This is a genomic window from Gilliamella sp. HK2 (assembly GCF_001690265.1).
Taxonomy (GTDB): Bacteria; Pseudomonadota; Gammaproteobacteria; order Enterobacterales; family Orbaceae; genus Gilliamella; species Gilliamella apicola_C.
In genome coordinates, this window is sequence record NZ_LZGV01000101.1 from 1 (window position 1) to 13096 (window position 13096).

The following is a 13096-nucleotide window of genomic DNA, read 5'->3' on the forward strand; positions in this document are numbered from 1 at the left end:
AAATTACATGGTATAACCATTGATTATATCCAGCCCGGTAGCCCTTATCAAAATGGCTATATTGAACGATTTAATCGTACCTATCGTACTGAAGTACTCGATTTATATCTTTTTAACAACTTAGCGTAAGCAAGGAGAATAACTGAAGAATGGTTAACGATTTATAACACCGAAAGACCGCATGAGGCATTAAATAACATGACACCGATTGAGTATAAAACACTAAAACAAGCAGCATGATTTTCTACGTGAGTTGTGTACTAAGTTTGGGGTATTTACAGCTAAAGTTAGTTAAATATTGGAATGATAATACGCTGGTAGGAAAAACACCCGAATTACAGATATCTAGCTATAGTAGAATCGATTAGCGCTTTATAATAAAATTTTTATAACACTTATCAATATTTTTCTATACAAGAACTTATACAATTATTTCAACAACAACTTAACGTTTGGATAATTGGATTGATTCATTAAGTGATGAAGTTTTGTTTGTTAAAGATTTACGCAATTGGACTAAACCTAACCTAGAATCATAGACAGTAGTTCGATTTATCCATATTAATTCTGCCACGCTGTTAATTTAGTTTCTTTCATTGTCTCACTTTATATCAACCAATCTTGATATCTTGCTGGTTTAGTTTTATAGTTATCGTTCAATGTCATGCTAAGCCTCTATTTTGTGTGAAGATGGCTTCAACACATCACCTGCTCGGTCGTCTTATTTTTTCTGGCATAAACGACGAATAAGATGCAGTTCAAGACAACGCATAATACACAGCCCTTATTTAAAGCATTACTCACTTAACTGATGGGCCAACGCCTAATTTTATATTTGCCTGACATTAAGAAAGCTAGAACCTTTGTTAGCTTTTTGTCTCCTGTTCAAGTCGCTTTATCTTTTTCCATTGCTTGAATCACTTTTTGTTCGTGAGCTAGTGTTTTTTTGATCTAGGTATAACCATCAAACTCTGACTTTAGTTTTGTTGCTCAACGGCATATTGCTGTTTGGCTAACCTCCATTGCTCTACTGAATTCTTGTACTGTGCCCCTTGCTCAACCACCAGTGAAGCATTATCACGTTTAAATTCTGCTGTAAATTTTTACCAACTTGTTGTCCTTGTTTACTTCATTTTGATGAGGTTAGTTTGCCATCTAATTGGATGCCTTGACGTATTAGGCCACAACAATATCAAATAGAATAAAATTAGGCATTTCACAAGTATTGATAAAAAGTATAAACTATAGCACTATTTAAATAGTCGAAATATCAATTCAACCATAAAGATAACATCATGCAAAAGTTTAATGTCAAAACCTTTCAGGGGTTAATTCTTACGTTACAAGATTACTGGGCGAATCAAGGCTGTACAGTGATTCAGCCTTTAGATATGGAAGTGGGTGCGGGGACTTCTCACCCTATGACCTGTTTACGTGCATTAGGCCCAGAACCGATAAATGCAGCTTATGTTCAGCCATCACGTAGGCCAACTGATGGTCGCTATGGTGAAAACCCAAATAGGTTACAACATTATTACCAATTTCAAGTTATCTTAAAACCATCTCCAGATAATATTCAAGAGCTTTATTTAGGTTCATTAAAAGAGCTAGGGCTCGATCCAACTATTAATGATATCCGTTTTGTGGAAGATAACTGGGAAAACCCAACGCTTGGTGCATGGGGGCTAGGTTGGGAAGTTTGGTTAAACGGTATGGAAGTAACCCAATTTACTTACTTTCAACAAGTTGGTGGTCTTGAATGTAAACCAGTTACAGGTGAAATCACTTACGGGCTTGAGCGCTTAGCGATGTATATCCAAGGTGTGGATAGCGTTTATGATTTAGTTTGGAGTGATGGCGCTTTTGGAAAAACCACTTATGGTGATGTGTTCCATCAAAATGAAGTAGAGCAATCCACTTATAATTTTGAATATGCTAATGTTGAGTTTTTATTTTATTGTTTTGAACAACACGAAAAAGAAGCAAAGTATTTACTTGAGCTAGAAAAACCTCTGCCACTACCTGCTTATGAACGTATATTAAAAGCAGCTCACTGTTTTAATTTACTTGACGCACGTAAAGCGATTTCAGTTACTGAACGTCAACGTTATATTTTACGCATTAGAACATTAACTAAAATGGTGGCAGAAGCCTATTACGCATCACGTGAAGCACTCGGATTTCCTATGTGCCAAAATTCACACGCTAAGCAAAACGCATCAAAGTAGGATTTAAAAGATTATGCAAAAAACATTTTTAGTGGAAATTGGTACCGAAGAGTTACCACCAAAATCACTGCGCACATTAGCAGAAAGCTTTGCGGCTAATTTTATACAACAACTTGATAATGCGAATTTAGAGCATGGAGAAGTACTGTGGTATGCATCCCCTCGCCGTTTAGCATTAAAAGTTATTAATCTGAATGATACTCAGCCCGATAGCCAAATTGTTAAACGCGGTCCTGCAGTGAGTGCTGCATTTGATACTAATGGCAAACCAACTAAAGCGGCCGAAGGCTGGGCCCGAGGTTGTGGAATTACAGTTGACCAAGCCGAGCGAATACAAACCGATAAAGGCGAATGGCTTTCTTATACTCAACATCAACAAGGCCAACTTGTGGTTAATTTATTATGCGATATGGTTAAAACAGCACTAAGCAAGTTACCTATTCCTAAACCAATGCGCTGGGCAGCTCGCCAAGTTGAATTTATTCGCCCCTGCCATACTGTCACAATGCTTTATGGGGATGAGATTGTAGCAGGTACAATTTTAGATATTGAATCAAACCGAATTATTCGTGGTCATCGTTTTATGGGGGAACAAGAGTTCACTATCGATAATGCCGATCAATATCCCGACATTTTAGAACAACGAGGCAAAGTGATTGCTGATTATGACAAACGAAAAGCAATTATTAAACAACAAGCAGAAAGCGAAGCTGCTAAACTTAATGGTAAAGCCGACTTAACAGACAGCTTGCTTGAAGAAGTCTCATCTTTAGTTGAATGGCCTGTTGTATTAACGGCTAAATTTGAAGAACGTTTTTTAGAAGTACCTGCTGAATCACTGGTTTACACCATGAAAGGCGATCAAAAATACTTCCCTGTTTATGATAAACAAGGCAAATTATTACCAAACTTTATTTTTGTCGCTAACATTGAATCCAAAGATCCACAAGTGGTCATTTCCGGGAACGAAAAAGTAGTTCGCCCACGCCTTGCTGATGCTGAATTCTTTTACCAAACCGATTTAAAACAGCGTTTAGAAGATCGCTTACCTCGCCTTGAAACAGTCTTATTCCAACAACAGCTTGGAACAGTTAAAGAGAAATCAATTCGCATTGAGCTACTATCCGGCTTTATTGCTGAAAAAATTGGCGCAAATATTGAACAAGCGAAACGAGCAGGTAAGTTAACTAAATGCGATTTAGTAACCAATACTGTTTTCGAATTTCCTGAAACACAAGGTATTATGGGGCGCTATTTAGCGCTTAAAGACGGCGAAAATATTGAAGTAGCAACTGCAATTGAAGAACAATATAAACCACGTTTTGCTGGTGATGAGTTACCAAGTACTACGGTTGCTTGTGCGGTTTCTATTGCTGAAAAAATGGATACCTTAGCGGGTATTTTTGGCATTGGTCAGCATCCTAAAGGAGACAAAGATCCTTTTGCCTTGCGCAGAGCGGCTATTGGAATATTACGCATCATTGTTGAGAAGGCATTGCCGTTAGATCTTGTTGAATTAGCAAATTATGCCACATCGTTATATGGCGATAAGCTAAATAATAAAAATGTAGTTGAAGATATTGTTAATTTTATGCAAGGTCGTTTTCGAGCTTGGTATCAAGAACAAGGCTTTGCTATTGATACTATCCAATCAGTTCTAGCTCTTAATCCAACTAAGCCAGCTGATTTTGATGCGCGCGTTAAAGCAGTGACTCACTTTAGAACGTTGCCTGAAGCTTCGTCATTAGCGGAAGCGAATAAACGGGTGTCAAATATCTTATCAAAAACAAATATTGCGATTCCAGAACAAATCAATGCAGCATTACTAGAAGCGGGAGCCGAAGGAGAATTAGCTAAAAAATTGGCAATTTTAACCGATAAACTTGCGCCTTATTTTAACCAAGGTCGTTATCAAGAGGCTTTAGTTGAACTATCGTCGCTAAAAGACACTGTAAACGCATTTTTTGATTCAGTCATGGTTATGGTTGACGATGAAAAAATTAAACTTAATCGATTAGCACTGTTGAAAAAGCTACAAAACCTATTCTTAAAAGTCGCTGATATTTCATTATTGCAAGCTTAATTTTCGAATTGAATCATTTAAAAATAATAGTGGTAACTAAATCGGTTACCACCTATAAGGAACTTATATAGAAATGCAAAAACAAATCCCTTTTTCTTTAGTTTTTATACAAACATGCAATTTTTTTCGTAATCGTATTATACCAATTACGTTTGTAAGTCTATTACTAGCATTAATGTGCTCAGTTATAAGTTACTACCTTTACAAACCAGAAATGGATACACAGTTATATTTATCAGGAGATATCGCTAGCTATGTATCAGTTATTATTATAGCATTTACAATCCCTAGTACTATAAAATCAATTAGTATTGCAACAATTTATAACCTTTATGTAAGTGATAAACTTAACCCCAGATTATTACTGCCTAGAGCATTAGAAAATCTATTAAAAATTATTGCGTTTTACTTTGTAATAATTTTTCACTTGGTTGTTATAGGATTATTTTTATTTTTAATCTTTATAATTTTAAATTTACTACTTCCCAAATATTTGATTATTTCATTAATTTTTATAACGCTAATTATTTCCTCTGTACTTTTCTATATTTTTACTAACTTCTTTTTGGGATTATTGGCAGAATCTAAACAAAAAAGTTTCCCTGAGTTATTTTCGTTAAGTTGTCAACTGACAAAAACACAATGGCGACCTTCTTGTCTTATGCTATTAACTAATATCGCATGTTTAATGATTATTACTCTATTGTCTATGATAATCGATGAAAACAATATCGTAGTTAATATTATCTGTACGTTCTGTTCTATGTTTTTTGATATCTTCCTGACGAGCTTTTTCTATCGTCTTTATTGGTTAGCAACTAATGATGCTAACTCAAACTTTCCAACAAAAGATGATCAGCAAGAAACTAATAATCTGATCGTTTAATCATTCTCATCCCCACCAATTTAAATTGGTGGGGAAACTCACTTGCTATATCAATTCGCTGTGTATTATATTTGTTATAATGAAGAACCATTTGGATAACAATTATGACCCCCGCTATTAATTTACTTAAAAAGTTAAAAATCAAATTTAATATCCATCAATATAAGCACGATCCAAATCAAACCAACTATGGGCAAGAAGCGGTTGATAAACTCGATCCCAGTTTAAATATCACCGCATCACAAATATTTAAAACGCTGATTGTCAATTTAAATGGTAATAATAAAACATTAGCGGTGTGCGTATTACCTGTTAATGAGCATTTAGATTTAAAAAAAGTGGCACAGAGGCTAAACTGTAAAAAAATAGATTTAGCCGATGCTAATTTAGCCCAAAAAGTAACGGGGTATTTGGTGGGTGGAATTAGCCCATTAGGTCAAAAACAACAACTTTTTACACTCATTGACAGTAGCGCCAACCAACACAAAACCATGTTTATATCAGGCGGTAGAAGAGGGTTAGAAATTGAAATTGCACCTCAAGATCTAGCTGATATATTGCAAGCCCAATTGACTGATATCACTATTAAACATAATTGATCACATTCATATTTAATAAGATTTATAGGGTAGATTCGCTGAGATGATGATGAAGCAGAAAATGAAAATAATCGACGTTCTTTGATATGCGTATTTTATTTTTTTAATTGATACAAAAATAATGAAATAACAAATTAAAGCGACAAGGTCATGAGAATATGCTCATGACCTTAAAACAACTCCCATCAATAAAATCGACAGAAAGGCAGCAAACTTATTTGATTGCTTCTTTTAAACTTTTACCTGATACAAATGCAGGCACTTTGCTTGCTTCAATTTTAATTTCTTTACCTGTTTTCGGGTTACGACCAGTACGTGCTTTACGCTCGTTGACTTTGAATGTACCGAAACCAACTAATTGAACTGGCTCACCTGCTTTTAATGATTCAGTAATAGCAGCTAACGTAGCTTCCAATGCTGTTTTAGCAGCTACTTTAGTAATATCAGCTTTGCTAGCAATAGCGTCGACAAGTTCTGTTTTATTCATGGATATATCCTTACATATTATTTTATTGTTAAAGTTAACATTATAAACAAAGCTAAAATTTAGCTTCGCTACTGTAAACAGTGTTTAGATTACATTGCGGTTAAATGTAGTCTATATTCATCTAATATTAAAGAAAAATTTAATAAAAAATAAAAAAATTACACTTTAAACCGCTTAACCGCACAAAAAAACACCAATATTACTTGCTCCAGATGCTCGAATTTCATCTTTTAAGCCTTTTATCAACTCAATCATCTCATTATTTTCATCACGTAATAATCGTAATATCTCCCACTGTAAATCAAATTCATCAATCACACTAGGTAAAGTTTGTTGCGCATCTGGTGAAAGATTAACATTAGTTTTAGTCATTTCAAATTCAGCAATGGTGGTTGCCGATATGCTACTTACTTTAGCGGTATGATCAGCCATTTCACCACTCAAATAAGAGTGTAAAACCTCACCAAGCGCCTGACAAGCATCGATAGCTGGGTAAATCATATAAGGACTGTCATCTGTTACCGTTGGAATGATAGCTTCTAATTTTTCAAGTTGTAAATCAAAATTGATTTTTGCCTCTTCAACTAATAGTGACTCCCAGACTAAATCCAGTATTTTTTTGTAACTTTTAGCGACTTCTTCGGTATGTTGTTGTTGACAATAAAAAACCAAATTCGGGTACATACGTTCACATAAACAAATCATAAACAAACGTTGCTGCCAAGGGGCTAACTTTGCTAATCTTAATTGGACTGGATTTTTAATCATGACAAAACCTTTTGGGACCGTTGATGCACAGCATCAATCAAATACTGCACATGTTCTACAGGAATATCTTGATGAATACCGTGACCTAAATTAAAAATATGCCCATTATAAGCACCAAATTCTTTTAGAACGGCATCAACATTAGACTCGATTATTAATTTGCTAGCATAGAGGACTGACGGATCCAAATTACCTTGTATAGCAATTTTTCCTTTTTGGTGAATATCGCGCAAATTAACGCTCCAATCAACACCAATCGCATCACAACCTGTGTTGGCAATACTATCTAACCACAGCCCTCCCCCTTTTGTAAAAAGCGTAACAGGAACATATGAGCTGATATCGTCAGTTTTAATGCCTCGTTTTAATTTTGATAAGATAAGTTGCATATAATGCAGCGAAAACGTTTGATAGCTCTGATGGCTCAATACACCACCCCACGTATCAAATATCATTATCGATTGTGCCCCAGCTTCGATTTGGGCGTTTAAATACAAAGCGACGCTTTCAGCGAGCTTTTCGAGCAGCAAATGTAATACTTTAGGTTTGCTATAAAGTAAGCGTTTAATTTTAGTAAAAGCTTTACTACTGCCGCCTTCTACCATGTAAGTTGCTAATGTCCATGGGCTACCCGAAAAGCCAATTAATGGAACCTTACCATTAAGCTCTTTTTTGGTTAAACGAATCGCATCCATTACATACTTAAGCGATTGCTCAGGATCAGGGATCGGCAATTGCTCAATATCAGATAAACAGGATATTGTTTTAGCAAATTTAGGACCTTCACCCGCTTCAAAGTGCAAACCCAGCCCCATAGCGTCAGGAATGGTCAAAATATCAGAAAAAATAATAGCAGCATCAAGATCAAAGCGTTTTAATGGCTGTAGCGTCACTTCACAAGCTAATTCAGGTGTTTGGCACATAGTCATAAAATCGCCCACTTTTGCTCTTAACTGACGATACTCTGGCAGATAGCGTCCAGCTTGACGCATCATCCAAATAGGGGTGTAATCAACAGGTAAACATTGCAATGCACGCAAATAACGATCGTTTTTTAATTGGCTCATATCTTCAGCTCTTTAAATCAAGTGTTTATTTTGTCAAAGAAGTTTTAGGTAAGCAGCGTTTTAATATAACATCATCTCACTTAACTATTATTTATTTGTGATTTGAAGCTAAGGTTGTGATAATGTATTTTTTGCATAACAAATCAACGTTTCAGAAATATTTTGCATGACACTGCTTTCAGGTGCAAAACGATGCCAATATAGCATACGCCTTTGATATAGCCCTTCTGTTAAATTAACCAATTCACCATTCTTCAGCTCTTGTTCAATCTGTAACTTTGGTAGCATACAGCACGCAGAGCCTTGTTTAGCTAATTGCACAAACGCCTCAGATGAACTGGTGATATGACACACCACACTACCTGGGGTAAGGTTAAAATTTTCTTGTAAAAAAGCCTGATGCATATCATCTAAATGGTCGAATGCAACCGCTGGCGCTTTAAGTAAAGACGATCGCGTGACACCATTTGGAAAGTACTTTTTAGCAAAATCAGGAGAGGCAACAAAAATATAGTCTAATGCACCTAATAAATCAGACAAACATCCTGGTAAAGGGTTAGCTTGAATACTAATTGCACCAACGACTGTGCCTAAGCGTAGCAGTTCTAAAGTATGCTCTTCATCTTTTACCTGAATATCGAAACGTAAAATATTTTTATCTAAAACAGGCTTTAACGCTGGTAAAAGCCATGTTGCTAAAGAGTCAGCATTAATCGCAATCGACAATGACAATGGTGTAGTATTTTGTTCATTATCACCTAGCCATTGTTGTTCTAATAATTCAACTTGGTGTAGTAACCCCAAAAGATGCTCGCCTTGTTTGGTTGCTTTTGGCGGAATGGTTCTCACTAATAGTTGTTGACCAAAAAAGCTTTCTAACTGCTTAATGCGTTGCGATACTGCGGGTTGTGTAATACACAGCTTATCAGCTGCTCGCTCAAATCCTCGTTCTTTTATCACTGCATCTAATGCTTGTAATGCTCTATAATCTGGACGCTTCATAATCTCTTTACTAATGATTTGATCACTGCTTGAATATTCAAGCTACTTTAACATCGCAATAAGTTTTAAACATATCAAACATTGATATATTTTCTTAAAATCCTAATGATTTTTACTTTCCAATTGGGTACTATGCCATATCTTCAATAATTTTGCTTTTAAAATTTTATTTTTTTAAGAAAAAGTATCCTCAAAAATAGGTGATACCATGACACAAGACGAATTAAAAAAAGCCGTAGGCTGGTCAGCATTGAAATTTATTAAACCTGATTCTTATGTTGGTGTGGGAACCGGTTCGACAGCATCCCACTTTATTGATGCATTAGCTACAATAAAAGATCAGATCAAAGGTGCTGTATCAAGCTCTGAAGCATCGACACAAAAATTAAAGAGCTATGGCATTACTGTGCTTGATTGTAATGAAGTGGATAGTTTGGATATCTATGTTGATGGTGCTGATGAAATCAATCACCAGTTACAAATGATTAAAGGTGGAGGCGCTGCTTTAACACGTGAAAAAGTGGTTTCAGCCATTGCCAAACAATTTATTTGTATTGCCGATGAATCAAAAGTTGTTGATGTATTAGGTAAATTCCCGTTACCCATTGAAGTGATCCCAATGGCTCGCTCTTATGTTGCTCGTGAATTATTTAAACTAGGTGGTAAACCAATTTATCGCCAAGGCGTCATAACGGATAATGGTAATGTTATTTTAGACGTTCATGACCTTATCATTGCCAACCCCATAGAATTAGAAAATCGAATAAATAGTATTGCTGGCGTGGTAACGGTTGGGTTATTTGCCAACAAAGGGGCAAATATTGCGCTTATAGGAACACGTTCGGGAGTAAAAGAGCTAAAATAAATTTGCTTATCATAATCAAATTTATTGCTTTTATATCACTATAAGGCTCAATTTATATTCTGAAAGCAATGAGAGGAAATAATGACTATTCAAACGTCAACCAAAGATGAAAACAAATTTTTATTACTTGAGGGTATTCATCCTAGTGCCATAGAAATATTAAAATCGGCAGGTTTTACCAATATTGAGTACCATAAAAGTGCATTATCGCCCGAAGAACTTAAGCAGGCATTAAAAGATGCTCGTTTTATTGGGATCCGCTCAAGAACTCAATTAACCAAAGATATTATTGATGCCGCCCCCAAACTTGCTGGCATTGGTTGCTTTTGTATTGGCACTAATCAGGTTGATCTTGATGCGGCAACGGTGAAAGGGATTCCTGTATTTAATGCACCATTTTCTAATACACGATCTGTTGCCGAGCTAGTCTTAGCTGAAGCGGTATTGCTACTGCGCCGAGTGCCCGAAGCCAATGCAAAAGCTCACCGAGGTAAATGGAATAAAATAGCTACTGGTTCACACGAGGCTCGTGGTAAGAATTTAGGTATTATTGGTTATGGACACATTGGTAGCCAATTAAGTATTCTAGCTGAATCGTTAGGAATGAATGTTTATTTTTACGATATTGAAACCAAATTACCGTTAGGCAACGCTAAACAAGTGTCATCAATGAAAGAGCTGTTAGCGATAAGCGATATCGTTTCAATGCATGTACCCGAAAATTCAACAACGATAAAAATGATAAGCGATAGCGAAATAGACGCCATGAAACAAGGTGCTATTTTAATTAATGCTTCACGCGGTAAAGTCATTGACCTTGATGCATTAACTCATGCACTACAAACCGATAAAATTAGTGGTGCAGCAATTGATGTCTTTCCAACAGAACCGGCTAGCAACAACGATCCATTTGAATCGCCATTGTGCCAATTTGACAATGTCATTATCACCCCTCATATTGGCGGTTCAACCAGTGAAGCGCAAGAAAATATTGGCATTGAAGTCGCCACTAAACTCGCAAAATACTCTAATACAGGTGCAACACTTTCTGCGGTTAACTTTCCCGAAGCATCGTTGCCTATTCCAGCTAAAGGAGCAAGTCGCTTTATTAATATTCACCGTAATCAACCAGGCGTATTAACCGCGATTAATACCTTATTTGCTGAACAAGGGCTTAATATCTCGGCACAATATTTACAAACCGATGCCAAAATTGGTTATGTTGTGATTGATATTGATAGAGTCAATCCCGATAAAGCCGAGGAATTGCTTGATAAACTAAAAAATGTCTCAGGCACTATTCGCGCAAGGTTGCTGTTTTAATTTAAATGCACTCAATGCCGCCTATCTTTCTTTAGGCGGCTAATAAATTAGATATCAATAAAAACAAAGAGCACTAATATCCTAATTAAGTTCTATTGATTAGTCATGTTACTTTATAAAAAGGGTTTAAAGCATAATGCACTAAAAGGCGATAATTACTTAGCATGATCAAATTATCCGTTATGCCCGTTTTTTGCTGTTTGCCTATTTCACCCAATTAGTTTGCACAATTCACTACTCGCCGTTTAACAACGAGTAGTGGCAATAAGCTTAAGGGGATACGCATGCAGCTAACGCAAGGGGATCTAACCTATCATACATACCTAATGCTCCTGAAACTGTATCAACCGCCAAATAAGACCCAGGTTCCGTCTGACTACTCGTCCAAAGATCTCTTACACCACTAGAGCTTGCCCAAGTAATATCATATGTGCCACGACGATAATAATCTTCATCTTCATCTTCATCTTCATATTCATCATTAGGGTTGTATTCACTAACAAAACGCCCCCATTCATTAAGTAATCCTCCTATCCAACGAGCTCCACGCTTAAAACTTAAACGTCGTTGATAAAAGCCATATTCAAGCTCTGGTATACCATCGGTCCAACCCACGTATGGGTCATTAGAATTTGTCAAATCATTCGCACCAGGGACACGATAGCCACTACCTAACTCTTGACAAAACCTTGTAGCTTCTTCATATGTCACTCCTTCATAGACTAGTTGGCCGTTTGTATCTACAGATGAGGGAGGATTATTTATATACCAACGCGCTATTTTAAAGCTATAAAGTAAACGGGTATGACTACTATCAGCATAAATGTTAAACACCGATGGCGAAAAACGCTTATCTATTGAATCACGAGTTGGCCCATTTAACTTTATTTTTAAACCTTTTTTAAAATCTATCGGCCTGGGTTTTATATTCCAAGGCTGCCAATTCACCTTAGAGAAAGAAAGAGATAAGGTTACACCATGACCACTTGCTGCTCTAATAGTTGTACCATTTGCGGCAATAACTTGTTCTGGCGTTATGCCCACTAACACTAAAAAGAAGTGTAACCCATTTGCCCCAGTCGTTGGAAAGTTCTCAATAGACCTATCGACTTGGTGAACTTTAAATCCCAAACCTTGTATCCAATTAGGACCGTCCATTTCAGGATAAAATTCACCATCCAATGCATTATTAGGCATTGCATAACAGCTTGTCGGTATATCTGACTTAGTGCCCAAATAATAAGTATGACTAATCTCATTAAAAGTACTGGTTTGTGGCAAACCATACTCTGTTGATAATGTACCATTAGTTGCCGTCATAGTGAGTTGGTAAGGTGCATCACAGCCGTTTAATAATCTATTAGGGTTAGCTTTAATTTCGGCAGTAATATCTTTATCATCAGCGTCTAACCATTTGACTTTTAGCTTACCTGTCGCACTGGCATTACCATCTCCATCAGCATCGCCCCAATAATTATGTGGCTCGCCGATTAAGTTACTTAGCTCAATACTTGGGTAATGTGTATTATCTGTTAATGGTACAAATGTTTGAATATCAGCAAATGTTTTTACTTCGCTAGGTAATGCTATAGGATTTGTGTAGCTTGAATTATCAACTTTGGCATTAGGATATAATTCGCTATTTTCACCTGGAGCAATATACAGGCTACCATCAGGTAATTTAATGCTGAGCAAGCCTTCTTCACTCATTATTTTCGTTACACCATTATCCAAGCTTAAATAAGGAGCACTGCCTTGTATCACATTAGAGGTTGTTGCTGATAATGC

Annotated in this window: 11 protein-coding genes and 1 pseudogene; 7 read left to right on the plus strand and 5 right to left on the minus strand. The window is 36.3% G+C overall.

Annotated features, from left to right (window positions below; translation table 11 throughout):
* The 5 genes and pseudogenes from A9G45_RS14790 to ybaK form a co-directional block, all read left to right on the plus strand.
* A pseudogene (locus A9G45_RS14790) lies at nt 1-240 on the plus strand (integrase core domain-containing protein); the annotation flags it as partial.
* A gap of 1055 nt (nt 241-1295) precedes the next feature.
* On the plus strand, nt 1296-2228 hold the full coding sequence (gene glyQ, locus A9G45_RS12395; protein ID WP_065566201.1) for a glycine--tRNA ligase subunit alpha: 933 nt from the start codon (nt 1296-1298) through the stop codon (nt 2226-2228).
* Between the two features lie 10 nt (nt 2229-2238).
* Nucleotides 2239-4311 (plus strand): glycine--tRNA ligase subunit beta, encoded by a 2073-nt coding sequence (gene glyS, locus A9G45_RS12400; RefSeq protein WP_065566202.1) that lies wholly within the window; start codon nt 2239-2241, stop codon nt 4309-4311.
* A gap of 73 nt (nt 4312-4384) precedes the next feature.
* Nucleotides 4385-5197, plus strand: coding sequence for a hypothetical protein (locus A9G45_RS12405; RefSeq protein ID WP_065566203.1), 813 nt, complete (start codon nt 4385-4387; stop codon nt 5195-5197).
* A gap of 104 nt (nt 5198-5301) precedes the next feature.
* Nucleotides 5302-5796, plus strand: coding sequence for a Cys-tRNA(Pro) deacylase (ybaK, locus tag A9G45_RS12410; RefSeq protein WP_065566204.1), 495 nt, complete (start codon nt 5302-5304; stop codon nt 5794-5796).
* A 214-nt stretch (nt 5797-6010) separates the two neighbouring features.
* Here ybaK and A9G45_RS12415 read toward each other — a convergent pair whose 3' ends face one another.
* The 4 genes from A9G45_RS12415 to A9G45_RS12430 form a co-directional block, all read right to left on the minus strand.
* A complete protein-coding gene (locus tag A9G45_RS12415; RefSeq protein WP_065566205.1) occupies nt 6011-6283 on the minus strand; it encodes an HU family DNA-binding protein in 273 nt (90 codons plus the stop codon).
* Between the two features lie 174 nt (nt 6284-6457).
* The gene (locus tag A9G45_RS12420; protein WP_065566206.1) at nt 6458-7051 is read right to left on the minus strand and encodes a YjaG family protein; all 594 of its coding nucleotides are present in this window, start codon (nt 7049-7051) and stop codon (nt 6458-6460) included.
* Complete coding sequence (gene hemE, locus A9G45_RS12425; RefSeq protein WP_065566207.1) at nt 7048-8118, minus strand: uroporphyrinogen decarboxylase; 1071 nt, start codon at nt 8116-8118, stop codon at nt 7048-7050. Before hemE ends, A9G45_RS12420 begins: the two co-directional genes overlap by 4 nt.
* A gap of 108 nt (nt 8119-8226) precedes the next feature.
* Complete coding sequence (locus tag A9G45_RS12430) at nt 8227-9120, minus strand: LysR family transcriptional regulator ArgP (RefSeq protein WP_065566208.1); 894 nt, start codon at nt 9118-9120, stop codon at nt 8227-8229.
* Between the two features lie 208 nt (nt 9121-9328).
* On the opposite strand from A9G45_RS12430, the gene rpiA reads away from it, so the two are divergent.
* Both rpiA and serA read left to right on the plus strand, forming a co-directional pair.
* Nucleotides 9329-9985 carry a ribose-5-phosphate isomerase RpiA gene (gene rpiA, locus A9G45_RS12435; RefSeq protein WP_065566209.1) on the plus strand — a complete coding sequence of 219 codons (657 nt, stop codon included), beginning with the start codon at nt 9329-9331 and terminating at the stop codon, nt 9983-9985.
* An 81-nt stretch (nt 9986-10066) separates the two neighbouring features.
* Complete coding sequence (gene serA, locus A9G45_RS12440) at nt 10067-11308, plus strand: phosphoglycerate dehydrogenase (protein ID WP_065566210.1); 1242 nt, start codon at nt 10067-10069, stop codon at nt 11306-11308.
* 270 nt (nt 11309-11578) lie between these two features.
* Here serA and A9G45_RS14510 read toward each other — a convergent pair.
* Nucleotides 11579-13096, minus strand: a 1518-nt coding sequence (locus A9G45_RS14510; RefSeq protein ID WP_176701590.1) for a hypothetical protein, incomplete at its 5' end; no start/stop codon positions are given.